Below are 22,816 nucleotides of genomic sequence, written 5' to 3'. Positions count from 1 at the left end.
CACATCGGACGGAGCAAAGTTTGCCGTTAGGGTGGGATCCATGAGTGCTGCTGCAGGGTCCGTCTCGAGCATCTACATCGCAGCTCCGGAAGGGGACACGGGGAAATCGACCGTCGCTCTGGGCGTGTTGCAGACGCTGTGCGCGTCCACCGCCCGCGTCGGTGTCTTCCGGCCCATCGCGCGCTCCGACAGCGACACCGACTACATCCTCGAACTGCTGCTCGAACACACCACCGTCGACCTCGGTTACGAGGACTGTATCGGCGTCACCTACGACGACGTCCACGACGACCCCGACGCAGCGCTCAGCGACATCGTCGGCAAGTACCACGCGGTGGCCGATCGCTGCGACGCCGTCGTCATCGTCGGTAGCGACTACACCGAGATCGCCAACCCCAGCGAGCTGTCGTACAACGCCCGCATCGCGGCGAACCTCGACGCTCCGGTGCTGCTCGTCCTGCGCGGTTCCCGCCGTACCCCCGCCGAGATCGCGCAGCTCGCCGGTGTGTGCGCGAACGAGCTGGCGGGGCAACACGCGCATCTCGGTGCGGTGGTGGTGAACCGCTGCGATCCCGACGCACTCGACGACATCGCGCAGGCACTCGACGACCGCACCGAACCGGTGTGGACGCTCCCGGAGGTCCCGGCGCTGGTCGCGCCGACGATGGCCGAGCTGCAGACCGCGATCGGAGGCGAGCTCTACAGCGGCGACCCCGACCTGCTGCAGCGGGAAGCGCTGCGCATCATGGTCGGTGGCATGACCGCCGAGCGGATTCTGGAGCGCCTCACCGACGGGATCGTCGTGATCGCTCCCGCCGACCGCTCCGACGTCATCCTCGCGCTGGTCAATGCCAATGCCGCCGAAGGATTCCCGACGCTCGCCGGCATCATCATGAACGGTGGTCTGCTACCGCATCCGATGATCGCGCAGCTCGTTGCGGCTCTGAAACCGTCGCTGCCGATCCTCACCACCGAACTCGGTACCTTCGATACCGCCTCGGCAGCCGACCGCACCCGCGGCCGCATGGCCCTCGGTGCGCAGCGCAAGATCGACACGGCCCTCGCGCTCATGGAACGGCACGTCGACTCGCACTCCCTGCTCGACCGGCTGCGACTGCCGCGACCGTCCGTGACAACCCCACAGATGTTCGAATACCAGCTCATCGACCGGGCACGGGCCCAGCAGCGACACATCGTGCTGCCCGAGGGCGAGGACGATCGCGTCCTCAGAGCTGCCGGGCGTGTGCTCCAGCGCGGCATCGCGAGGCTGACGATCCTCGGCGACGAGGCGGCCGTCCGCCAGCGGGCATCGGAACTCGGGGTGGACCTGTCGGAGGCGCAGATCCTCGACCCGCGCACCTCCGAGCACGCCGACCGGTTCGCGGAGGAGTACGCGCGGTTGCGTGCCCACAAGGGTATGACCGTCGATCGTGCACGCGAGATCATGCGCGACATCTCGTATTTCGGCACGATGATGGTTCACCTGGGCCTGGCCGACGGCATGGTGTCGGGTGCGGCGCACACCACCGCCCACACGATCCGCCCCGCACTCGAGATCATCAAGACCGAACCCGGCGTCTCGACGGTGTCGAGCATCTTCCTCATGTGCCTCGCCGACCGTGTGCTCGCCTACGGCGACTGCGCCGTCGTTCCCGACCCGACCGACGACCAGCTCGCCGACATCGCGATCTCGTCGGCCGCGACCGCGGCCCGGTTCGGGATCGATCCCCGGATCGCGATGTTGTCGTACTCCACCGGCGAATCGGGTTCGGGTGCCGATGTCGACAAGGTCCGCACCGCCACGGCATTCGTGCGGGAGCGGCGACCCGACCTGCTCGTCGAGGGACCGATCCAGTACGACGCGGCGATCGAACCGACGGTCGCGAGCGCGAAACTCCCCGGCTCCGACGTCGCCGGTCGCGCCACGGTGTTCATCTTCCCGGACCTGAACACCGGCAACAACACCTACAAGGCCGTGCAGCGCAGTGCCGGTGCCATCGCCGTCGGGCCCGTCCTGCAGGGCCTGAACAAACCGGTCAACGATCTGTCCCGAGGCGCCCTGATCCAGGACATTGTCAACACCATCGCCATCACCGCGATCCAGGCGCAGGAGGAAGACGCGTGAGCAGCCCGAACCCCGCGACCGCAGGGACCGTCCTGGTCCTCAATTCGGGATCCTCGTCGATCAAGTTCCGGCTGATCGAGCCGGAGAGCGGGAACTCACCGGCACACGGACTGATCGAGCGCATCGGAGAGCCGGAGGGCAGGATCGTCTTCCACCACACGACGGGTGTGGACGAACGTAACGACGCGATCCCCGATCACCGGACCGGACTGCGTGCGATGCTCGAGATGCTCGAAGGGCTCGGCCGGCCCCTGCACGAGGTGGGCATCGTCGCGGTCGGCCATCGGCTCGTACACGGCGGCAAGGTCTTCTACGAACCCACCCTCATCGACGACGACGTGGTGCGCGCCGTCGACGAACTGTCGGTCCTCGCGCCCCTCCACAATCCGGCGAACGTCGTGGGGATGGAGGTCGCCCGGGAGGAGCTTCCCGAGGTGCCCCATGTGGGTGTCTTCGACACCGCCTTCTTCCACGGTCTTCCGGCGCATGCGTCGACCTACGCGATCGACCGCGACGTCGCCCGCAAGTACGACATCCGGCGGTACGGATTCCACGGCACGTCGCACGAATACGTGTCGGGGCGTGCCGCGGAGTTCCTGGGACGCGACATCGCGGAGCTGAATCTGATCGTGCTCCACCTGGGCAACGGTGCGTCGGCATCGGCGATCGCGGGCGGGAACCCGATCGACACCTCGATGGGGCTGACCCCGCTCGAAGGTCTCGTCATGGGTACGCGCAGCGGCGACATCGACCCGGGCGTCGTCATGCACCTCAACCGGGCGGCCGGACTGAAGGTCGACGCCATCGACGACCTGCTCAACCGGCACTCGGGCCTGAAGGGACTGTCGGGTGTCAACGACTTCCGGGCCCTGTTGAAGCTCGTCGGCGAAGGCGACGAGGACGCGCGACTCGCGTACGACGTCTACGTGCACCGCATCCGGAAGTACCTGGGTGCCTACACCTTCGAGCTGGGAGGTGTCGACGCGATCGTCTTCACCGGTGGTGTGGGGGAGAACAACGTCGATGTCCGGCGCGACAGTCTCGCCGGTCTCGACCGCCTCGGCATCGTCGTCGACGACGCCCGCAACACTGCCGACGGGGACGGGGAACGCCGGATCTCGGCCGACTCGTCCCACGTGGAGGTGCTCGTGATCCCCACGAACGAGGAGCTCGCCATCGCCCGGGCCGCAGTGCAGTTCGCTCGACGCTGATCCTGGTCAGGTCAAGCTACGCGGCCGGATCGCATTCGCGAGGTCGACGAGTGTGTAGCGGTGCGTGCGGGAGGGGGCGTTGCGCGCCAACTGCCGCAACGCCGCCTCGGCGCCCAGACGGAGTCCCTTCTCGGTGAACGGCACGTCGAGGATGCGGTCGTATTCGCGACTCGACGCCCGCCCGCTGCGCACCCATTCGAGCGCCGCCCCGAGCACGAGCGCGCGCATCTGCAGGGCGCGGCCCTCGTCGGGTGGCAGCGACGCGATCCGGTGCGCGGCCTCGCGCAGATCGGCCTCCGAGATCTCCTCGACACGACCGCCCCGCAACAAGACCAGTGCGGCGGTCATCGTCGCGGCGCTGTGATGCCGGGAGGTCATCGGAACCTCGTCGAGAACGTCCACGGCGGCGCGGATCTCGTCGCGCGCGGTGAGTTGGCGTGCAAGCCCGAAGGCGGCGCTGACGACGGCGTGATCGGTGCGCCACACCACCCGATAGGACTCCTCGCAGAAACGTCGCCACGCGGCCGGATCGTCGCTCTCCCAATGCTGGAGCGTCAGTTCGGCGGTGGCCCCGAGCGCGATCTTCGGGGCGATCTCGCCCGGGAGTGCCTGCAGCACCTCGTCGAACCGCGAGAACGCTGCTTCGTAGTCGTCCTGCAGCAGTTCGGCGATGCCGGCGTACCAGTCCACCCGCCAGTCGTTGCCGAATTCGCGTTCGAGGCGGGTGAGGATCTCGACGGCACTGTCGATCTGCCCGAGGTCGAGATGCGCGCGGACTTCGGCCAATGTGATCTCCCTGGAGAACGACACGTCGGACGCTCCCACGACCCGCCCGACACCGTTCTCGCGCGCGTGCCGGAGGGAGTCGAGGGTCTGCTGCGGTTCGCTGTGCACCGCGGCGGCGAGGAGTGCAGCACTCGGATCGTTCGGATCGAGCAGGGGGACGGGCAACGCGGCCGCGACATCCTGTCCCTGCAGTTTGGCGTCGCGTTCGATTCCGTCGGCGTACACATCGGTGGGTACGAGCGCCTCGTCGGTACCGAAGGTGGTCCGGGGCGGGCTGAATACACCGGACAGGCCGGGGTGTTCGGTGCCGAGCTTCTTCGACAGGATCTCGCGCAGCACGCCCGTGAGCTGTCCCCGCAGTTCGTCGGCCGACGAGAAACGCTGCTGGGGGTCGGGATTCGTGGCCCGCAGCAGCAGTCGGTGGAAGGAGTCGAACTCGGCGAGCAGGGGCGCCTGCTCGGGAGTGGGGAGACCGTCGCGGTAACGTCCTTTGTCCGAGGGCATCTCGAGGGTGAGCACCGCGAGGGTGCGTCCGACCGTGTAGATGTCGCTCGCCACCGTCGGCCCGGTCCGGACGATCTCCGGTGCCTGATATCCCGGCGTCCCGTACAGATAGCCGTATCCCTCGATCGCGGAGACCGCGCCGAGGTCGATGAGTTCGATCTGCTCGTCGGTGACCATGATGTTCTCGGGTTTGAGGTCGTTGTAGACCAGCCCGATGTCGTGCAGATACTGCAGTGCCGGAAGCACTTCGAGCATGTATGCGATGGCCTGCTCGACGGGGATGCGGTTCGGTGGAGGATAGTTGTCGAGCACGGTACGCAGGGTGTGACCACCCAGGTACTCCATGACGATGTATCCCATCGGGGTGCCGTCCGGCGAGGGATGCTCGACGAAGTTGTAGATCTGCACGATGCTCGGATGGCTGACCTCGGCCAGGAACTGACGTTCGGCCACCGCGACCGCCTGGGCTTCGGCGTCGCCGCCCTGCAGCAGGCCCTTGAGGACCACCCAGCGGTCGCTCACGTTGCGGTCGATCGCCAGGTAGATCCACCCCAGTCCGCCGTGCGCGAGGCAGCCCTGGACCTCGTACTGCCCTGCGACGAGATCGCCGTGGTGCAGGGCCGGCGTGAACTCGAAATGGGTGCCGCACTTCGGGCAGTCACCCTCGGTGGGCCCCGGACCCGAAGGGGTACTGCGGCCCACCGGCTGTCCGCACTTCGAGCAGAACCGTTTGCCCTCGGACACGTGGGGGTCGCGGAGCACTGCTTCGAGGGGGTCCTTCGCGGTGGGGACCGGTACGTCGACGAGGCCGGCGATGCGACGACGCTGGGTTCCGCGCGGGCGCACGCGACGGCTCGACGAGCGTTGCGAGGACGAACCGGACCAGATCGAGGACCGCTGAGTGGAGTCGGACCGCGTCACGGGGGCGGGGCTGCGTTCGGCTGCGGGACCGCGTTCGGTGGCGGGGCCGATATCCCCGGTCGCCGGTGCGGTGGCCGGTCCGGAGTCCGCAGCCCGTTCGGTGGCGGGCCCGGAATCGGCCGACGGGGTGCCGGCCGGTTCGGGTTCGTCGGACATGGCCGTCACTCCCGGTAGTTCGGTGTCGGGGGTGGCGGTGTCGGACCGAGCACCCGCAGGTACTTCTCGTACAGCGCCGTCCACGTACCGTCGGAACGGATCCGCTCGAGGGTCGCGTTGACGAACCGTACGAGATCGTCGCTCCCCAGCCGGATCCCGATACCGTACGGCTCGGATCCCAGGGAGGGACCGACGAGTTCGAGATAGGGGTCCTGCGAGGCGAGGCCGGCGAGGATGGTGTCGTCGGTGCTCACGGCGTCGACCTGCTGTTGCTGGAGGACGACGAGGCAGTCCGCCCACGACGGCACGGTGAGGATCGACGCCGACGGCTGCACCTCCCGCATCCGGAGCAGCGAGGTGGTGCCGTCCACGATGCACACGCGCCGCCCGGCGAGATCGGCGGCGGTGCGGATGTCGGAACCCTTGACGACGAGTACTCGTTGTTCCGCGCGGAAGTACTCCGTCGAGAAATCCACCTTCTCGCGTCGGGCACACGTGATGCTCATCGTCTTCGCGACGATGTCGACGGTCGAATCCTGCAGCGCCTTCTCGCGTTCTGCCGAGCTCAGGATGCGGTAGTCGACGAGGTCGGGGTCGCCCAGGAGGTCGCGGGCGATCTCGCGGGCGATGTCGACGTCGAAGCCAGTGATCCGTCCCGTCGCGGGATCGCGGTAGCTCATGAGATTGCTGCCCGTGTCGAGTCCGACGACCAGTCGGCCGCGCGCCCGGACCCGATCGATCGCAGGTCCGGTCGCGCCCGGATCAGGTGGCAGGGATGCGGTGGGATCACCGCAGTCGGGAGCGGGCGGCGTGGCCACCGAGGACTCGAGCAGCCGCGCGTTCTCGGGAAGCGGGACGGACGTCGTCGACCCCTGGAGACCGGGCGCGCGCGGTGGGGGCTCGGTCGCGCACCCGGCGGCGAGTGCGGCGACGACGCACAGGCCCGCGACGAGAACGCGCTGTCTCACTGGTACTCCTTCAACCGTGGCCGGAGACCGACCCACACTCCGACGAGCGCCACCGTCAGCAGGATCACCGACATCGGTGTGAGGCCGGCGAGGGTCCGCGACGCGCGGAACTCGTTGTCGCGCAGTTCGGTGCGGGTGCCGTCGATCGCTTCCGTCAAGGCTTCGTCGAGGGCGACGAACCGGGCGGTGGATTCGCCGGGACCCGCCCCGACCGCGAGGACCGAGGCAGCCGCGTAGTCACCGCGCGCGAGTGCGTCGACCATGCGTGCGTGCGAGTTGATCCAGGCTTCGTGCGCCGACCGGGCCGCCGTGACCGCGTCGGCGCCCGCCTCCAGGGCGGACTCGCGTCCGTACACGTCGAGGATGTCGCCGAGTCGCGACATGTTGGTCCCGAAGGTGTCGTCGTACGCGCCGGTGGTGTCGCGCCGGGCGATCAGCAGGGTTTCGGCGGTGCGCGACTGCTGGGCGAGGATCCGTCCCTCGGTGAGATCGGCGAGCGGTGCCGCGCCCCGCTCGATGGCGCGTTCGGTGGCGCTCGACGACGCCAGGCCGGCGACGAGCAGCCAGCCCAGCAGCGCCCCGGTCGCGCCGATCGCGACGATGAGCCCGGGATTCAAGGTGCGACGACTGCGGCGGCTCACCACGACATGCGCCGCGCACAGCGCGGCGACCGTGACGAGGAGCAGTCCGATGGCGAGCCAGGGCGGTCGTACCGCGTCGCGCTGGGTGTCCTCGACGGCAGCGACACCGCGCGTGTGCAGTTCCTGTGCGGCCGGGAGCAGTTCGGTCTGCATCAGATGCGAGGCCTCACCCAGATAGGCGGAACCGACCGGATGCCCGGTGCGATTGTTGGTGCGGGCCGTCTCGATCAGCCCGGTGTAGACGGGCAGCAAGCGCCCGATCTCGGTGAGGTTGTGCGCCGTCTCGCGGTCGGCGTCCGTCAGCCCCGTCGCAGCGATGACGAGATACTCCGCCGCCTCGTCGGTGGCCCTGATATAGCGACTCCGCACCGCCTCCGGTTCGAGCCCGCCCGAGATGAACCCCGTCACGGCGGCCGCGTCGGCCACCGAGAGCGCGCTGTAGAGATTCTGGGCCGCGCTCGCGAGCGGTTCGACGGACACGAGGAGACGGTCGTGGGTGGCCTGCCGGCCGGACACGGTGGTCGCGGACACCGCGGCCGAGGCCACGAGCAACACGGTGAGCACCGCCCCGAGTATCAGCAACCGGACCGGGGTCGATCGCAGCAGAGCGCGGAAGCGGTCGACACGGGCGTCCGGATCGTCCGTACCGGCAGTCTCGCGCACGTGGCTCCCGATGGGAGCGAAAGGAGGGGTGATCCGCACGTCCACCGGGCACTCCCTTCCTCGTGTCGAGCGGTCTGAGGGGAGCATATAAGCAGCCCGGCGGTATTGTTGCCGTCCACGGACGGCGGGATCCGGTACCGGACACAGGCCCGGGCGAGGCGGATCGGAGAGGCGGACGCTATGCGTGGAGACGGCGACGGCTGGGCGGCCGGCCCGGACGGCGGGAAGCGCTGGGGACGGCACGGCGCCGCAGGCCTGCTGCTGCGCGCTCCGCTGGCGGACGGTCGGCCCGCGGTACTCCTGCAGCATCGGGCGGCATGGTCGCACCAAGGTGGGACCTGGGCCCTTCCCGGTGGTGCCCGCGACTCGCACGAGAGCACCGTCGACGCAGCCGTGCGGGAAGCGCACGAAGAGGCGGGTATCGACGTCGAGGCGGTGACGGTGCGCGCCGAACGCGTCACCTCCGGTCTCGCCGGTGGGTGGACCTACACCACCGTCGTCGCCGATGCCGCCGAGACGCTCGTGACCAGCCTCAACCAGGAGAGCACCGAACTGCGCTGGGTGCCGGAACCGGACGTCGAGACGATGCCGCTGCACAGCGGCTTCGCCGAGGCATGGCCGTCGCTGCGCACCGCGCCGGTGCGCATGCTGCTCGACACGGCGAACGTGCTGGGGGCCGGTGGCCCCACCGGGTGGTGGCGCGACCGCCCCGGTGCGACCGCCGCCCTGCTCGCCGACCTCGCCGCGGCGCTGCCCCGCACCGTCGAGTTTCCCGACGGGTCGTTCGGCTGGGTGCCCCGCGTCGAGGCGGTCCTCGAAGGCCACGCCCGCGCCGCGACGATCGACGACGTCCGGATCCCGGTGCACACCGCGGACGGCAGCGGCGACGACGAACTGGCCCGGCTCGCCGCGACCGCGACGGCCGTGGTGGACCCGGGAGTGACGGTCGTGGTCACTGCGGATCGAGGTCTGCGCGCGCGGTTGCCCGAGGGCACGCTCGCGATGTCGCCCTCGGCCGTGCTGGGCTGGCTGTAGCGCCCTGCCGTACCGGTCGTCAGACCGGCAGAGCCGCTTTCAGTGCAGCCGCGGCGGCCCGCGGATCGTCTGCCTTCGTGATCGCCCGGACCACCGCGACCCGCGTGGCACCGGCGTCGAGCACCTCGGGGAGCCGTTCGAGGTCGATGCCGCCGATCGCGAACCACGGTCGTGCCGGCTGCGACTGCGCGACCTCGCGCGTCACCTCCAGCCCCGCTGCGGTCCGTCCCGGCTTGGTCGGTGTGTCCCACACCGGCCCGGATGCGAAGTAGTCGACGCCCTCCTCGATGTCGGCGAGCGCAGCCTGCGCGCGGCTCGACGTCGAGCGGCCGATGACGATCTCGTCGCCGAGGATCTGCCGCGCGTGCCGCACCGGCAGGTCGCCCTGACCGAGATGCAGGATGTCGGCGCCCGACGCGAGCGCGATGTCGGCGCGGTCGTTCACGGCCAGAAGCGCACCGTGGCGTGCACACGCCTCGCCGATGATCTCGAGGGCGGCGAGTTCCTCGCGTGCCTCGAGGCGTCCGAACTTCTTCTCGCCGGCCGAGTCCTTGTCGCGCAACTGGACGATGTCGACCCCACCGGCGAGGGCCTCCTCGACGAACCGTGCGAGGTCGCCGGTGTCCCGGCGAGCGTCGGTGCACAGATACAACCGGGCGGTCGCGAGGCGGCCGCGCGGGTCGGGATGGTTGCCGCGATAGGTGGTCACGACCAAGACGGTAGCCTCTAAGCAGAAAGTGACGACACGGGAGTCCCGAGGTTCGCGGGGCTGAGAGGGGGCCTGCCGGCCCCGACCGTTATGACCTGACCCGGATCATGCCGGCGCAGGGAGTGAGGTGGACCAATGGCAACTGTGGCCGTCGTGGGTGGCGGAGTGATCGGGCTGTCGATCGCATGGCGCGCGGCCCGCTCGGGGCACATCGTGACCGTGCACGACCCGAATCCCGGCAGTGGCGCCTCGTGGGTGGCCGGCGGGATGCTGGCCCCGCTGTCCGAGGGCTGGCCCGGTGAGGACCACGTGCTGTCCCTGGGTGCGGCCTCGCTCGACCGCTGGCCCGGATTCGCGGATGCACTGCGCGCGGAGACCGGCGTCGACGTGTTCACCGCCGAGGAGTCGCTGACCGTCGCGCTCGACGCGGCGGACGCGGCCGACTTGCGGACCGTCGCCGAATGGGTCGGGGAGCGGGGGCACGAGATGCGTCTGCTCTCCCGTGCGGAGATCCGGGAGTTCGAACCGTCGCTCGGGCCGAAGGTGCGTCTCGGACTGCTCGCGCCCACCGAGTCGTCGGTCGACAACCGTACGCTCGTCGACGCCCTGCGCGTCGCGGCCACCGCGGCCGGGGTGCGTTTCTCCGACGCCGCCGTCCACGATCTCGCCGACCTTCCCGACGATCAGGTGGTGCTCGCCGCCGGCTCGGCGTCGGCGCGACTGTGGCCGGGCCTTCCGGTCCGTCCGGTCAAGGGCGAGATCCTGCGCCTGCGGGTGCGGCCGGGCGCGACTCCGCCGCCGCAGCGCACCGTGCGCGCGAGTGTCCACGGACGCCCCGCCTATCTGGTGCCCCGCCACGACGGCCTCGTCGTGGGCGCCACACAGTACGAGGCGTCCGACACACAGGTCACGGTGGCCGGGGTGCGCGATCTGATCGCCGACGCCGAGAAGATCTTTCCTGCGCTCGGCGAGTACGAACTGTTCGAGGCGAGCGCGGGCCTGCGCCCGATGACCCCCGACAACCTGCCGCTGATCGGCCGGCTCTCCGATCGTGTCGTCGCCGCGACCGGCCACGGCCGCAACGGTGTGCTGCTCACGCCGCTCACCGTCGACGCGGTGCTCGCCGAACTCGGTGGGCGGTCGCTGGCCGACGCGCAGTACGCCTGTCCTGGACGAATTACGGAAGCGAGTATGGGATGACGAACGTGTCCGTGGGCATCACCGTCAACGGTGAGGACAAGTACTACGACGCGGCCCCGACCGTGTCACAACTGCTGAACGAGCTCGGTCTGCCCGAGAAGGGCATCGCGGTCGCCGTCGACGGTGTCGTGTGCCCGCGCGGCCGCTGGTCGGAGCCGGTCACACGCGGAGCGAGCATCGAGATCCTCACGGCGGTCCAGGGTGGCTGACACACACGATCCCGGCGCCGACCTGCCGCAGCTGACCATCGCCGGCCGCACCTTCGGGTCGCGGCTGATCACCGGCACCGGTGGCGCGGCGAACCTGGCCGTGCTCGAGGAGGCACTCGTCGCGTCGGGCACCGAACTGACCACCGTCGCGATGCGCCGTGTCGACGCGGCCTCCGGAACCGGTGTCCTCGACCTGCTGCGCCGCCTCGGCATCGAACCGCTGCCGAACACTGCCGGGTGCCGCGGCGCGAAGGAAGCCGTGCTGACCGCGCAGCTCGGGCGGGAGGCGCTGGAGACCGACTGGGTGAAACTCGAGGTCATCGCCGACGAACGGACGCTGCTGCCCGACGCCATCGAACTCGTCTCCGCGGCCGAACAACTCGTCGACGACGGCTTCGTCGTCCTGCCGTACACGACCGACGATCCCGTCCTCGCGCGGCGCCTCGAGGACGTCGGTTGTGCCGCGGTGATGCCGCTCGGCTCGCCGATCGGGACCGGCCTCGGTATCTCGAACCCGCACCACATCGAGATGATCGTCGAGGCTGCGGGTGTGCCGGTGATCCTCGACGCGGGAATCGGAACCGCCTCCGACGCGGCGCTCGCGATGGAACTCGGTTGCGACGCCGTGCTGCTCGCGACCGCCGTCACCCGCGCGAAGGATCCGGCGCTGATGGCGTCGGCGATGCGTCACGCCGTCGAAGCGGGATTCCGTGCCCGGCACGCCGGCCGGATCCCGAAACGCTTCTGGGCCCAGGCATCTTCGCCGATGGAGCCGTGACCGGTACGGGAAACCCCTGAGCACCTTGGTGTTCAGGGGTTTCCGATTATCGCGCGACGGGTTACCGATCGGTCTGTACGATCCCCGGGCATGACAGTTGCACACAGAATTCTCGCTGCCGCCGCTGCCGGGCTCATGGGCACTGTCGTCGCCGTCGCGGCGCCGGGTGTCGCGGGCGCCCAGGAACCGTGTCAGATGGGCTGGTCGAACACCGGACCGAGGTCGTGCGCGACGACGGAGTTGTCCACGCCACCCGTGCTGACATTGGGCGACGGCATCTGCGCCGGCATCGTGCGCGCCGGTGGAACCGCCTTCGACGGCCCGCTCTACGAGTACTCCTCGGCGCCGGGTGCCACCCACGGGATCGAACTGCGGATCACGCAGGGCTACTCGCTTCTCGGCGAGTGGACGCCGAGCATCCTGAACTGCGACGTCACCGTCGCTTTCGACTGGCACAACCTCGACACCGGTGCCCACGGTACGGAGACCCGCTTCGTGCCGGCCTTCCACACGAGCACCCGGCCGTTGTTCATGCACGTGTTCCCCGGGCCCGGCCGCGTCGCCCTGACGATGCGTACCGAGCGACCGAGCATCCCGGTCACCACCGAGGTCTTCGTCCCCTGACGCACCGCGTGCGGCTCCGGGGAGTGTGATCGGATGCGCTCGCCGGAGCCGCACGTAGGGTGGTGCGCATGATCGAAGTGACCGGCTTGACCAAGACCTTCGGGTCCACGACCGCGGTCGACGACCTGACGTTCACGGTCCGTCCCGGCATCGTCACCGGCTTCCTCGGCCCCAACGGCGCGGGGAAGTCCACCACGATGCGCATGATCCTGGGGCTGGACCGGCCGACCTCGGGAACCGCACTGATCGAAGGGAAGCCGTACAGCGAGCTGACACGGCCGCTCACTACCGTCGGGGCGTTGCTCGACGCGAAGTGGGTGCATCCCAACCGGTCGGCGCGGTCGCATCTCGCCTGGCTGGCCGCGTCGAACGGTCTGCCCGCCTCGCGTGTCGACGAGGTTCTGCGCCAGGTGGGACTGACGGAGGTCGCGGGCAAGCGTGCCGGTGGTTTCTCGCTCGGGATGTCGCAGCGCCTCGGTCTCGCCGCCGCGCTGCTCGGCAACCCGCGCGTGCTGCTGTTCGACGAACCGGTCAACGGCCTCGACCCCGAGGGCATCGTATGGATCCGGCGGTTCATGCAGGCGCTCGCCGCAGAAGGCCGCACGGTGCTCGTGTCCAGCCACCTTCTCTCCGAGATGGCGCAGACCGCCGAACATCTCATCGTCATCGGCCGCGGCCGGCTCATCGCCGACACCTCGGTGAAGGAGTTCGTCGACCGGGCGTCCGACTCGTTCGTGGTGGTGCGCAGCCCGCAGCTCGGCGAGCTGCGCACCGCGCTCGCCGAACGCGGGCACACCGTCCGGGAGGACGACGGCGCCCTGCACGTCTCGGGAGCTCCGGCGGCGGAGATCGGCGAACTCGCCGCGGCCCGGTCGATCGTGCTGCACGAACTCGCGGGACGACACGCGTCCCTCGAGGAAGCGTTCATGAAACTCACCGGTGGCGAGGTCGAATACCACGGATCCGGAGTCGACGACGTCATGAAGGGTGGACTGTGATGAGTACGGCGCTCGATACACTGCGGGCCGAACGGATCAAGCTCACGTCGGTGCAGTCGCCGCTGTGGTGCACCGTCGTCATCGTCGCCCTCGGGCTGGGGCTCGCCGCGATCCTCGGTTCGGTCTCCCGCGCATCGGTGGGGATGGACGACGAGATGGGGCAGTTCTATCCGACCGTGGATGTCGCGGTCAGCGGCGTCACCGGCTTCGGCGTGCTGGTACTCATGATCCTCGCGGCGCTGTCGGTCACGAGCGAGTACCGCTTCGGGGTCATCCGCACGACCTTCCAGGCCACCCCCAACCGCACTCTGCTCCTGACGATGAAGGCCCTGCTCATCGGGGTGTTGGGCGCGCTGCTGACGGTCGCGGTCTCGTTCGGGGCCTTCTACCTCGCGAAGGTGCTGGCCGGTCCCGACGCGGGACGTGATCTCGTCCTGAGCGGCGACACCGCGTGGCGCGCGGTCTACGGCACCGCGATCTATGCGTTCCTGTGCGTCTTCCTCGCGGTCGGCGTGGGCACCCTGCTGCGGCAGTCGGCGGGCACGATCGCACTGCTCATGCTGTGGCCGCTGCTCCTCGAGTCGTTGTTCGCGCTGTTCGGTTCCGTGGGCCGCGAGATCCAGCCGTTCCTGCCGTTCGCCAACGCGAACAACTTCCTGGGTATCGGTCAGGGAATCGAATTCCATTGGGGTCCATGGGGATCGCTCGTATACTTCGCGGCCTTCGCATTCCTGGTATTCGCGCTGTCGCTCGTGGTGGTCAACCGCCGCGACGCCTGATACTCCCGCACCGCCGCACTGCGCCGCACGGATTCCCCGTGCGGCGCAGTGCTTTTTTGTACGCTCGGACGATGGCGCGGGCGCGGGCGAGATACGGCATACGGGGAGCGGCTCTGCTCGCCGCCGGAGTACTCCTGACGGCGGGATGTTCGGAAGGGGAGGTGGAGGCGCCGCCCGTGGATCCGGCGGTACTCGCCGACGCCGTGCAACTCGACGCCGTCACGACGCACCTGACGGAGCTCGAACGCATCGCCGGCGAGAACGACGGCAACCGTGCGCTCGGTACCGCCGGTTACGACGCGAGCGTCGATTACGTCGCCGGAGCTCTGCGCGACGCCGGATTCGACGTGCAGACACCGGAGTTCGATTCGACGCTGTTCGCGGTCGAGAACGAGCAGCTCGTCGTCGACGGGGACCCGATGGGGGTGAGCGCACTCGGCATGTCGCCGTCGACGGGACCGGACGGACTCACCGCGCGCGTCGTGCGGATCGCCCCCGACGGCACCCCCGGGTGCGAACCCACCGATTACGACGGGGTCGACGCGACCGGCGCGGTGGTGATCGTCGATCGCGGCGTGTGCACCTTCGCCGTGAAGGAGCAGGTCGCCGCCGACCGGGGAGCGGCCGCACTGATCGTCGCCAACAACGAGGACGGCCCGCTCGACGCCGCCGGTCTCGGGGCGGAGTCGAACCCCCGTATCCCGGTCGGGGGTGTGGCCGGGGCCGACGCGGAGCGTCTCTCCGCCGCGACCACCGTGACGATGACGCTCGAGACCCGCACCGAGGATCAGAAGTCACGCAATGTGATCGCCCAGACCCGCACCGGCTCGACCGACGACGTGATCGTCGTCGGCGCGCACCTCGACAGTGTGCCCGAAGGGCCGGGGATCAACGACAACGGCACCGGCGTCGCCGCCGTCCTCGAAACCGCGCTGCAACTCGGCAGCGAACCGGGAGTGACCAACGCCGTGCGGTTCGCGTTCTGGGGCGCCGAGGAGGTCGGGCTGGTGGGCTCCACCAGGTACGTCGAGTCGCTGTCCGAGGAGGAGCGACTCGACATCGCGCTGTACCTGAACTTCGACATGCTCGGCTCACCCAACGCCGGGTATCTGGTGTTCGACGGCGACGACTCCGATGCCGTCGGCGAGGGACCCGGGCCGGAGGGCTCGGCGGGGATCGAACGGACCTTCGCGCAGTTCTTCGACGAACGCGGAATCGACGTCGGAGGAACGGATTTCGACGGTCGTTCCGATTACGGTCCGTTCGTCGCCTCCGGTATCCCCGCGGGCGGGGTGTTCACCGGTGCCGACGACGTCAAGACCCCCGAGCAGGCCGAGCTGTGGGGTGGCACCGCCGACCAGCCCTTCGACCCGAACTATCACACTCCCGAGGACACCCTGGCCGGCATCGACCGCGACGCGTTCGCGGCAGCGGCCGCCGCAGTCGCCTACGGCACGGCCGTCTACGCGAACTCGGTCGACGGACCCGACGGGGTCCCCACCGGCGACCGGCGAGCACAGGTACGCGCCGAGTTCACCGAGTGAGGGAGGGCGTCGTCAGCGCTCGTGCAGGCGCCACAAGGGGTTGACCGGTCCGTGGCCGTGCCCGAGGTCGTAGGCCCACTCGAGGCACTTCGTGATCCATTCCTTCGCGAACTCGACGGCTTCGGGCACCGACCGGCCGTGGGCGAGGGCCGAGGTGATCGCGGCCGCGAGCGTATCGCCGCCGCCGTGATCGTTGCCGGTGTCGATGCGAGGCGTGCTGAACTCGAGGAAACGGTCGCCGTCGAACAGCAGATCGGTGCTCATCGCCGAGCTGCGCAGATGGCCGCCCTTGACGATCACCCACCGGGCGCCGAGCGCGTGCAGGGCTTCGGCGGCGCGGCGGGCCGATGCGTCGTCGACGACGTCGATGCTGGTGATCAGCCGTACCTCGTCGAGGTTGGGGGTGACGACGGTGGCGAGGGGGACGAGCACACCGCGGATCGCGTCGAGCGCATCGGCGTGCAGCAGTGGATCGCCGTGCATGGACGCGCACACCGGGTCGACGACGAGCGGCACCGCCTGGTCGCGGCCGATGCCCACCTCGCAGCACACCTGGGCGACGGCCTCGATGATCTGCGTGGAGGCGAGCATGCCCGTCTTCGCCGCGGACACGCCGATGTCCTCGACCACGCAGCGCACCTGATCGGCGACGATCTCGGCGGGAATCTCGTGGAACCCGCGGACCCCGACCGAGTTCTGGACCGTGACGGCCGCGACCGCGACGCATGCGTGCACACCGCACATCGCCATCGTGCGCGAATCGGCCTGGATGCCGGCTCCACCTCCGGAGTCGGTGCCGGCGATGGTGAGGGCTCGAACCGGGGTCTCGCCTCGGGGCGACAAGGGCAGAAGTTCCACGCAGACACCCTACCGAGGGTGTGTTCGATCACGGCCGGGCGGCGCTGAGGCGGGCTCCCGTTGCGAAACACGACAGCGTTACCGGCGGTTCACCCCTCAGTGTTCTATAGTGGCACAGGTCACAGTTCGATTACGCAAGACGCTTTTGGAGGCGCTCATGAACACGAGTTCGCCGGACCTCGACGTGGTGGACAATGCCGACCAGAACCGGTTCGAACTGCGCCTCAACGGTGACCTCGTCGGCATCCTGGGGTACTACGACTTCGAACGCGCTCCGGCACCGAACCCGCCGGTCGTCGACTTCATGCACACCGTGATCGTCGAAGACTTCGGTCATCGTGGTCTCGCGGCCGTCCTCGTCGGCGGGTCGCTCGATCTCGCGCGCCGGCGAGGTTGGCGGGTGCGGCCGGTGTGCACCTATGTGCAGCGGTTCCTCGCCTCGCACGAGAACTACCGCGACGTCGTCGTGCCCCTCGAGCCGCATCGCAAGGAACCGCAGCGTAACGATCGGCAGCGTAAGGTGCCCGCCCGCAAGGCCTGATCAGACCTCGAGGTCGACGATCACCGGGGCGTGGTCGCTCGCGCCCTTGCCCTTGCGCTCGTTGCGGTCGATCTCGGCGCCGGTCACGCGCGCCGTGAAGGCCGGCGACCCGAGGACGAAATCGATCCGCATGCCCTGCTTCTTGGGGAATCGCAGCTGGGTGTAATCCCAGTAGGTGTACACCCCGGGGCCGGGGGCGTACGGACGGACCACATCGGTGTAGCCGACCTCGGCGAACGCGTGGAAGGCGTCGCGCTCGGGCTGCGAGGTGTGCGTCTTGCCCTCGAAGAAGGCCGGATCCCACACGTCGTCGTCGGTGGGGGCGACGTTCCAGTCGCCGACCAGGGCGATGGGCTGCTCGGGAGCCGCAGTTGCCCAGCCGTGGGCGTCGGCGCGCAGCTTGGCGAGCCAGTCGAGCTTGTAGGTGTAGTGCGGGTCGTGCAGGTCGCGGCCGTTGGGGACGTACAGGCTCCACACGCGCACACCCGCGCACGTCGCGCCGATCGCCCGCGCCTCGAGTGCGGGTTCGGCCTCCGGGTCCTTGGAGAAACCGGGCTGGTCGTCGAATCCGATCTGCACGTCGTCGAGGCCCACCCGCGAGGCGATGGCCACACCGTTCCACTGGCTCAGCCCGACGTGCGCCACCCGGTAGCCGAGTTCCTCGAAACGCTCGTGGGGGAACTGCTCGTCCTTGCACTTGGTTTCCTGCATCGCGAGCACATCCGTGCCGGTTCGCTGCAGCCAGTCGAGGATGCGGTCGGTACGGGCACGGACGGAGTTCACATTCCAGGTAGCAAGGCGCACACGCCCACTGTAGGTGACCTATCCGACGGGTTCGGAGGCATACCGGTAGCGGTGGTGGTCGACGAAGCCGAGTTCGCGGTACAGGGCGCGGGCCGCTGTGTTCGACTCCTCGACCTGCAGGTATGCGTGGGTCGCGCCCTGCTCGCGGGCCCAGTGCAGGACGGCGCCGCACACGAGCGTGCCGAGTCCGCGGCGCCGGTGCTCGGGTGCGACCTCCACGGCCGACAGGCCCACCCAGCGGCGTCCGTCCGGGGCGTCGGTGACCGCCGCGCGGCAGATCGCCAGGGGCGGCTGCCCGGGCGCCCCGATACGGCCGAACCCGAGGATGCCCGCGGCCACCGCGCCGAGCACGTCCTGCGCGACCGCCGGATCGTCACCGGTCCGGTGGAGCGACATCCAGTCGGCATCCGGCCGGTCGGTGATGGTGACCGGGGTGGGCTCTGGGGGCAGCGGCACGTTCGCGAGGTCGGCTCCCATCACGAGCACCGGCTCCGAGGTCGGCCAGCCCTCGGGGATCCGGCCGAGCCGATCGGGCACCGACAGCCGCAGCGGCAGTCCGCGTGCCGCGAACCATCCGCGCAGCCGGGCCCGCACGGCCGGATCGGCGGGATCGGCCACGGTCCCGCGTTCACCCAGCGGCGTCGCCGAGTTGGCGCGCCGGGTGAAGCCGTGCCCGGCCCGCACGAGCCACCCGTCCACCCAATCCGACTCCAGACCGGGCCACCCCGCCGCGGCGGCGTGTTCGAGCGCACGGATCTCCGAGACGCGGATGGGCCGCGCCGCGATCGGTTTGAGAGCGACGACCGAGGCGGGGGACACCTGGACGACACGACCGTCGGCGCTGCGCACCGCGACCACCGGCTCGACGGAGACGAGTTCGCCGATGACGTCGGTCATCGGGTGGCTGTAGCCGGCGGGCAGGCGGTACCGCAGCACCACCCGGGTGCCGAGGGGTACGGGTGCGGCCGGACGGTCGGTCGTCATCGACGGTTCGCCGGTCGTCTCGTCAGTCGTCCTCGTCGTGGCCGAACGGGTCCTCCACCGAACCCGGCAGCCAGGTCAGGCCCGGAACACCCCATCCGGCCCGCTTGATGGTCTTCTTCGCGGCGCGGGCGTTGCGCCCGATCAGCACGTCGACGTACAGGAAACCGTCGAGATGCCCGACCTCGTGCTGCAGCATGCGGGCGAAGAAACCGTGGCCCTCGATCTCGACGGGCTCCCCGTTCTCGTCGGTGCCGGTGACCTTCGCCCAGTCGGCGCGTCCGGTGGGGAAGTTCTCGCCGGGCACGGACAGGCAGCCCTCGAGATCGTCCTCGGGGTCGGGCATGGTCTCGGGGATCTCGGAGGTCTCGAGGACCGGGTTGACGACGACGCCGCGTCGCCGGACGACCGAGCCGGACCCGTCGCGGTCGGGGCAGTCGTAGACGAACAGTCGCTTGCCGACGCCGACCTGGTTGGCGGCGAGTCCGACGCCGTTGGCCGCGTCCATCGTCTCGAACATGTCGGCGATCAGCTCGGCGAGTTCGGCGGGTGACTCGGTCACCGGCCGGGTGGGATTGTGCAGGACGGGGTCGCCGACGATGACGATCGGAAGAATGGCCATGGTGACACAGGATAATGGGACGGACTCGCGGCGTTCTCGGACCGGTACGTGTCCCTACCCCGTGGTTGAATGACTTCCGCCGAGACGCAAGGACTCTTCGTCACGGTGTGATCCAGTCAGTCGAGGAGGGAAATGGACGGCGCAGCAGCGCACGGCAACGACCGGTCCGATCTCGTGTCCCCGCAGGGCGACGGCGCACTCGCGCAGGAGCCCACCGGCGACGAGGCGAACGGCCTGAGCCGTCGCGATCTCGACATCCTGGCGTTCGAACGGCAGTGGTGGAAGTACGCGGGTGCCAAGGAGGACGCCATCAAGGAACTCTTCGGTCTCTCCGCCACCCGCTACTACCAGGTGCTCAATGCCCTGGTGGATCGTCCCGAGGCGCTCGCCGCCGATCCCATGCTGGTCAAGCGGCTGCGGCGGTTGCGTGCGAGCCGTCAGAAGGCCCGCGCGGCCCGCCGTCTCGGTTTCGACACCCGTTAGTCCGGGCACCTCGTAGGAGGACACGGCGAAGTCGACACGCACGGCCGGTCGGCAGCGCTGTGTGTGCTCGGGCAACTATGGTCGAGGTCGTGAGCAGAACCCCCGAGATCCCCAGCCGCGCGCCCACACCCTCGGGACCGCCTCTGCGTGCGTTCGCGATGGTCCTGATCGCCCTGGGCATCCTGTTCGCCGGTCTGGGTTTCGCCTCCCTGGGTAATTCGGACGACGAGCCTGCTCCCACGGCCGCACCCACGACCACTGCCGCACCGGCCGCGCCCTCTCCGCGCTCGGCCGCGGTGCCCTCCGCGCCTGCTGCCGGGAACGGGGCTACGTCCGCCCCGGCGCCGGCCGGCGCGAGCACCTCCGCTGCCGTGTCCTCGGTTCCCTCCCTGCCCGCGGCGAGTGGAACCTCGCTCGCCGCCGGCACGTCTCCGGCCGCGACGGCTCCGATACGCGTGTTCAACAACTCGGAGGTCGCGGGCCTCGCCGCGCAGACCGCGGCCTACCTCGAGGACGAGGGATACACCATCAGTGAAACGGGCAACTACAGCGAGGGCCTGCTCCCGCAGACCTCGGTGTTCTACGGGTCGTCTCCCGGAGAGCAGCAGACCGCGACAGCCGTCGCCGAGTCGCTCGGTGTGACCGCGCAACCGCGCTTCGAGGGCATCCGCGACGCCGCCCCCGGAGTGATCGTCATCGTCACTTCGCGTTAGCGCCGGAACCGTGTCGGTCCGCCACCGGGTGGGCGCCGGAGACGCCCGGTTATGATCGGGTGACTTTTCGGCACTTCGAAGGAGCGGTTTGATGGTCTCCAGTTCCACCCGTCGCATGTCCTGGCGTGCTCTGGCCCCGATCGTCGCGATCGCCGCGGTGGGCCTGACTGCGTGCTCGAACAGCGAGGAGGCGAGCACCGAGCCGGGGACGACTCCGCCGGTGTGGACGGGATCCGCCGCGCCCGCTTCCGAGGCCCACGGCGACGACCAGGGCACCGAGGGCGGAAGCGAGTCGCCGGCCGGTGGTGCTGCTGCAGCTTCCGCCGCTGCGCTCACCGCCGAGCTGACCACGGTCGACGGTGCCTCGGCCGGCACCGTGTCGTTCGCCGAGAACGGCGGCGACGTCGAGGTGACCATCGAGGTCGAGGGTCTCGAGCCCGGCTACCACGGTGTCCACATCCACGAGTTCGGCCGGTGCGAGCCCCAGTCCACCGCGCCGAACGGCGGCGAGCCCGGCGCCTTCCTGTCGGCCGGTGCCCACCTGCAGGCCGGTGGCAACACCTCCGTCCCGGAGAGCGGCGACCTGGTCTCGCTCGTCGTCCACGAGGACGGTACCGCCACCGCCACCGTCACCACCTCGGCCTTCGGCCTCGAGGACCTCGAAGGTGAGGACGGCGCCTCTGTGGTCGTGCACCAGGACAACCTCGGCGCCCGCCTCGCATGCGGCGTCATCGGGTGAGCAGGGGCCGAATCCCCTGAAGCTCGGTACCCGGGTAATTCCTGACACAGGGCCCCGCGACGGACATCCGTCGGCGGGGCCCTGTGGTTGGATCGAGACGTGGCAGTCGCGTTTCCGGGATCACCTCGTCCCACGATCGGCGTGGAATGGGAGATCGCTCTGGTGGACAAGACCACCCGCGATCTCTCGAACAGCGCGGCGGTCGTCTTCGACAGGGTGGAGGAGATCGCCGGGGAGACCCCGCGGCTGACCAAGGAGTTCCTGCGCAACACCGTCGAACTCGTCACCGGTGTACACGACACCGTCGCCGAGGCCGTCGACGATCTGTCCGAGTCGCTGTCGTTGCTGCGCCGCGCCGCCGATCCGCTCGGAGTGGACCTGATGTGTGCCGGCACCCATCCGTTCGCGCAGTGGACCGACCAGACCGTCACACCCTCCCCGGACTACGAGGAGATGATCAACCGCACCCGCTGGTGGGGACGGCAGATGCTCATCTGGGGAGTGCACGTCCACGTGGGAGTCTCCTCCGCGGAGAAGATCATCCCGATCCTCAATGCCATGCTCGTGAAATATCCCCACATGCTCGCGTTGTCGGCCTCGTCGCCGATCTGGGCGGGCTACGACACCGGCTACGCGAGCAACCGTGCGCTGATGTTCCAGCAGTTGCCGACTGCCGGCCTGCCCTATCACTTCGCCGACTGGCCGCAGTACGCGGAATTCATCGCCGACCAGCTCGAGTCCGGTGTCATCAGCCATCCCGGAGGCATGCACTGGGACATCAGGCCCGCGCCGAAATGGGGCACCCTCGAGGTCCGGGTCTTCGACGGCATCACCAACCGCGCCGAACTGGCCGCCCTCGTCGCGTTCGTGCATTCACTCGTCGTCTACTTCGACGAACGTCTCGAGCGGGGTGAGGAACTTCCTGTGCTGCAACCGTGGCACGTCAAGGAGAACAAGTGGCGTGCGGCGCGGTACGGACTCGATGCCGAGGTCATCCTCGACCCGGTGTGTACCGAACGGCTCGTCACCGACGACCTGAACGATCTGCTCGAGCAGATCATGCCCACCGCGGTACGGCTCGGATGCGCCGACGAACTCGCGCGGGTCGCGGACATCCCGGTGCGGGGAGCGTCCTACCAGCGTCAGCGGCGGATCGCGGAGCAGACGGACGGCGATCTCGTCGCGGTGGTGGACTCGCTCGTGGAGGAACTCGAGCAGTGATCG

At 69.4% G+C, this 22,816-nt stretch carries 23 protein-coding genes and 1 riboswitch; of the genes, 15 read left to right on the top strand and 8 right to left on the bottom strand.

Annotated elements, in window-relative coordinates; genetic code table 11:
- Positions 1 to 40 precede the first annotated feature (40 nt).
- Complete coding sequence (pta, locus tag PV766_RS20710) at positions 41 to 2,125, top strand: phosphate acetyltransferase (protein WP_421097770.1); 2,085 nt, start codon at positions 41 to 43, stop codon at positions 2,123 to 2,125.
- On the top strand, positions 2,122 to 3,336 hold the full coding sequence (locus PV766_RS20705) for an acetate/propionate family kinase (protein ID WP_129977494.1): 1,215 nt from the start codon (positions 2,122 to 2,124) through the stop codon (positions 3,334 to 3,336). The genes pta and PV766_RS20705 overlap by 4 nt, the downstream gene beginning before the upstream one ends.
- 6 nt (positions 3,337 to 3,342) lie before the next feature.
- Here PV766_RS20705 and PV766_RS20700 read toward each other — a convergent pair whose 3' ends face one another.
- Genes PV766_RS20700 through PV766_RS20690 form a run of 3 tightly spaced genes read right to left on the bottom strand, consistent with a single transcriptional unit; the run spans position 3,343 to position 8,020 of the window.
- Positions 3,343 to 5,703, bottom strand: coding sequence for a tetratricopeptide repeat protein (locus PV766_RS20700; protein ID WP_421097769.1), 2,361 nt, complete (start codon positions 5,701 to 5,703; stop codon positions 3,343 to 3,345).
- A gap of 5 nt (positions 5,704 to 5,708) precedes the next feature.
- Positions 5,709 to 6,671: a glutamate ABC transporter substrate-binding protein gene (locus PV766_RS20695; protein WP_421097768.1), complete on the bottom strand. Its 963-nt coding sequence runs from the start codon at positions 6,669 to 6,671 to the stop codon at positions 5,709 to 5,711.
- Positions 6,668 to 8,020, bottom strand: a complete 1,353-nt coding sequence (locus PV766_RS20690; protein ID WP_129977492.1) for a hypothetical protein — start codon at positions 8,018 to 8,020, stop codon at positions 6,668 to 6,670. The genes PV766_RS20695 and PV766_RS20690 overlap by 4 nt, the downstream gene beginning before the upstream one ends.
- A 135-nt stretch (positions 8,021 to 8,155) precedes the next feature.
- Here PV766_RS20690 and PV766_RS20685 point away from each other — a divergent pair, with 135 nt between their 5' ends.
- Positions 8,156 to 9,010 carry an NUDIX hydrolase gene (locus PV766_RS20685; protein WP_129977491.1) on the top strand — a complete coding sequence of 285 codons (855 nt, stop codon included), beginning with the start codon at positions 8,156 to 8,158 and terminating at the stop codon, positions 9,008 to 9,010.
- A 19-nt stretch (positions 9,011 to 9,029) separates the two neighbouring features.
- On the opposite strand, the gene thiE is transcribed toward PV766_RS20685, so the two are convergent.
- Positions 9,030 to 9,719: a thiamine phosphate synthase gene (gene thiE / locus PV766_RS20680; RefSeq protein WP_421097767.1), complete on the bottom strand. Its 690-nt coding sequence runs from the start codon at positions 9,717 to 9,719 to the stop codon at positions 9,030 to 9,032.
- Positions 9,720 to 9,745: 26 nt separating this feature from the next.
- Positions 9,746 to 9,858, top strand: a riboswitch (TPP riboswitch).
- Here thiE and thiO point away from each other — a divergent pair.
- The 7 genes from thiO (at position 9,855) to PV766_RS20645 (ending at position 15,851) form a co-directional block, all read left to right on the top strand.
- A complete protein-coding gene (gene thiO, locus PV766_RS20675; protein WP_421097766.1) occupies positions 9,855 to 10,919 on the top strand; it encodes a glycine oxidase ThiO in 1,065 nt (354 codons plus the stop codon). (Overlaps the previous riboswitch by 4 nt.)
- On the top strand, positions 10,916 to 11,128 hold the full coding sequence (gene thiS / locus PV766_RS20670) for a sulfur carrier protein ThiS (protein WP_006553656.1): 213 nt from the start codon (positions 10,916 to 10,918) through the stop codon (positions 11,126 to 11,128). Before thiO ends, thiS begins: the two co-directional genes overlap by 4 nt.
- The gene (locus tag PV766_RS20665; RefSeq protein WP_006553655.1) at positions 11,121 to 11,906 is read left to right on the top strand and encodes a thiazole synthase; all 786 of its coding nucleotides are present in this window, start codon (positions 11,121 to 11,123) and stop codon (positions 11,904 to 11,906) included. The genes thiS and PV766_RS20665 overlap by 8 nt, the downstream gene beginning before the upstream one ends.
- A 90-nt stretch (positions 11,907 to 11,996) precedes the next feature.
- On the top strand, positions 11,997 to 12,530 hold the full coding sequence (locus PV766_RS20660) for a hypothetical protein (RefSeq protein ID WP_228044642.1): 534 nt from the start codon (positions 11,997 to 11,999) through the stop codon (positions 12,528 to 12,530).
- 68 nt (positions 12,531 to 12,598) lie between these two features.
- Positions 12,599 to 13,528 (top strand): ABC transporter ATP-binding protein, encoded by a 930-nt coding sequence (locus tag PV766_RS20655; RefSeq protein ID WP_421097765.1) that lies wholly within the window; start codon positions 12,599 to 12,601, stop codon positions 13,526 to 13,528.
- Positions 13,528 to 14,307, top strand: a complete 780-nt coding sequence (locus tag PV766_RS20650; RefSeq protein WP_016934408.1) for an ABC transporter permease — start codon at positions 13,528 to 13,530, stop codon at positions 14,305 to 14,307. The genes PV766_RS20655 and PV766_RS20650 overlap by 1 nt, the downstream gene beginning before the upstream one ends.
- 71 nt (positions 14,308 to 14,378) lie before the next feature.
- Complete coding sequence (locus PV766_RS20645; protein ID WP_421097764.1) at positions 14,379 to 15,851, top strand: M20/M25/M40 family metallo-hydrolase; 1,473 nt, start codon at positions 14,379 to 14,381, stop codon at positions 15,849 to 15,851.
- A 12-nt stretch (positions 15,852 to 15,863) separates the two neighbouring features.
- On the opposite strand, the gene thiD is transcribed toward PV766_RS20645, so the two are convergent.
- Positions 15,864 to 16,709 carry a bifunctional hydroxymethylpyrimidine kinase/phosphomethylpyrimidine kinase gene (thiD, locus tag PV766_RS20640; RefSeq protein WP_016934410.1) on the bottom strand — a complete coding sequence of 282 codons (846 nt, stop codon included), beginning with the start codon at positions 16,707 to 16,709 and terminating at the stop codon, positions 15,864 to 15,866.
- Positions 16,710 to 16,866: 157 nt separating this feature from the next.
- On the opposite strand from thiD, the gene PV766_RS20635 reads away from it, so the two are divergent.
- Positions 16,867 to 17,250 carry a GNAT family N-acetyltransferase gene (locus tag PV766_RS20635; protein WP_064062668.1) on the top strand — a complete coding sequence of 128 codons (384 nt, stop codon included), beginning with the start codon at positions 16,867 to 16,869 and terminating at the stop codon, positions 17,248 to 17,250.
- On the opposite strand, the gene PV766_RS20630 is transcribed toward PV766_RS20635, so the two are convergent.
- The 3 genes from PV766_RS20630 to PV766_RS20620 are packed head-to-tail and all read right to left on the bottom strand — an operon-like array spanning position 17,251 to position 19,657.
- Positions 17,251 to 18,054, bottom strand: a complete 804-nt coding sequence (locus PV766_RS20630; protein ID WP_064062667.1) for an exodeoxyribonuclease III — start codon at positions 18,052 to 18,054, stop codon at positions 17,251 to 17,253.
- An 18-nt stretch (positions 18,055 to 18,072) separates the two neighbouring features.
- Positions 18,073 to 19,038 carry an N-acetylglutamate synthase, CG3035 family gene (locus tag PV766_RS20625; RefSeq protein ID WP_421097763.1) on the bottom strand — a complete coding sequence of 322 codons (966 nt, stop codon included), beginning with the start codon at positions 19,036 to 19,038 and terminating at the stop codon, positions 18,073 to 18,075.
- A 22-nt stretch (positions 19,039 to 19,060) separates the two neighbouring features.
- Entirely contained in the window at positions 19,061 to 19,657 is a 597-nt protein-coding gene (locus PV766_RS20620; RefSeq protein ID WP_064062665.1) for a peptide deformylase, read from the bottom strand.
- A 132-nt stretch (positions 19,658 to 19,789) separates the two neighbouring features.
- Here PV766_RS20620 and PV766_RS20615 point away from each other — a divergent pair, with 132 nt between their 5' ends.
- The 4 genes from PV766_RS20615 (at position 19,790) to PV766_RS20600 (ending at position 22,813) form a co-directional block, all read left to right on the top strand.
- Positions 19,790 to 20,140: a DUF3263 domain-containing protein gene (locus tag PV766_RS20615; RefSeq protein WP_016935504.1), complete on the top strand. Its 351-nt coding sequence runs from the start codon at positions 19,790 to 19,792 to the stop codon at positions 20,138 to 20,140.
- A 77-nt stretch (positions 20,141 to 20,217) separates the two neighbouring features.
- Positions 20,218 to 20,853, top strand: a complete 636-nt coding sequence (locus PV766_RS20610) for a LytR C-terminal domain-containing protein (RefSeq protein WP_421097762.1) — start codon at positions 20,218 to 20,220, stop codon at positions 20,851 to 20,853.
- Between the two features lie 91 nt (positions 20,854 to 20,944).
- Positions 20,945 to 21,592, top strand: coding sequence for a superoxide dismutase family protein (locus PV766_RS20605; RefSeq protein WP_064062663.1), 648 nt, complete (start codon positions 20,945 to 20,947; stop codon positions 21,590 to 21,592).
- Between the two features lie 99 nt (positions 21,593 to 21,691).
- On the top strand, positions 21,692 to 22,813 hold the full coding sequence (locus PV766_RS20600; protein ID WP_026002921.1) for a glutamate--cysteine ligase: 1,122 nt from the start codon (positions 21,692 to 21,694) through the stop codon (positions 22,811 to 22,813).
- The last annotated feature ends 3 nt before the right edge of the window (positions 22,814 to 22,816 follow it).

Origin of the sequence: Rhodococcus sp. As11 (assembly GCF_048957735.1) — a bacterium.
GTDB lineage: Bacteria > Actinomycetota > Actinomycetes > Mycobacteriales > Mycobacteriaceae > Rhodococcus > Rhodococcus gordoniae.
Note: the sequence above shows the minus strand (reverse complement) of the source record. Positions and strands in the feature narration are given on the sequence as shown.

What these genes read in the sequence shown, in the direction of transcription:
- PV766_RS20625 (WP_421097763.1), bottom strand. Translation starts at nt 19,038, where the DNA reads ATGACGACCGACCGTCCGGCCGCACCCGTACCCCTCGGCACCCGGGTG.
- thiO (WP_421097766.1), top strand. Translation starts at nt 9,855, where the DNA reads ATGGCAACTGTGGCCGTCGTGGGTGGCGGAGTGATCGGGCTGTCGATC.
- PV766_RS20605 (WP_064062663.1), top strand. Translation starts at nt 20,945, where the DNA reads ATGGTCTCCAGTTCCACCCGTCGCATGTCCTGGCGTGCTCTGGCCCCG.
- PV766_RS20615 (WP_016935504.1), top strand. Translation starts at nt 19,790, where the DNA reads ATGGACGGCGCAGCAGCGCACGGCAACGACCGGTCCGATCTCGTGTCC.
- PV766_RS20610 (WP_421097762.1), top strand. Translation starts at nt 20,218, where the DNA reads ATGGTCGAGGTCGTGAGCAGAACCCCCGAGATCCCCAGCCGCGCGCCC.
- PV766_RS20685 (WP_129977491.1), top strand. Translation starts at nt 8,156, where the DNA reads ATGCGTGGAGACGGCGACGGCTGGGCGGCCGGCCCGGACGGCGGGAAG.
- PV766_RS20635 (WP_064062668.1), top strand. Translation starts at nt 16,867, where the DNA reads ATGAACACGAGTTCGCCGGACCTCGACGTGGTGGACAATGCCGACCAG.
- thiS (WP_006553656.1), top strand. Translation starts at nt 10,916, where the DNA reads ATGACGAACGTGTCCGTGGGCATCACCGTCAACGGTGAGGACAAGTAC.
- PV766_RS20650 (WP_016934408.1), top strand. Translation starts at nt 13,528, where the DNA reads ATGAGTACGGCGCTCGATACACTGCGGGCCGAACGGATCAAGCTCACG.
- PV766_RS20655 (WP_421097765.1), top strand. Translation starts at nt 12,599, where the DNA reads ATGATCGAAGTGACCGGCTTGACCAAGACCTTCGGGTCCACGACCGCG.
- pta (WP_421097770.1), top strand. Translation starts at nt 41, where the DNA reads ATGAGTGCTGCTGCAGGGTCCGTCTCGAGCATCTACATCGCAGCTCCG.
- PV766_RS20645 (WP_421097764.1), top strand. Translation starts at nt 14,379, where the DNA reads ATGGCGCGGGCGCGGGCGAGATACGGCATACGGGGAGCGGCTCTGCTC.
- PV766_RS20700 (WP_421097769.1), bottom strand. Translation starts at nt 5,703, where the DNA reads ATGTCCGACGAACCCGAACCGGCCGGCACCCCGTCGGCCGATTCCGGG.
- PV766_RS20660 (WP_228044642.1), top strand. Translation starts at nt 11,997, where the DNA reads ATGACAGTTGCACACAGAATTCTCGCTGCCGCCGCTGCCGGGCTCATG.
- PV766_RS20620 (WP_064062665.1), bottom strand. Translation starts at nt 19,657, where the DNA reads ATGGCCATTCTTCCGATCGTCATCGTCGGCGACCCCGTCCTGCACAAT.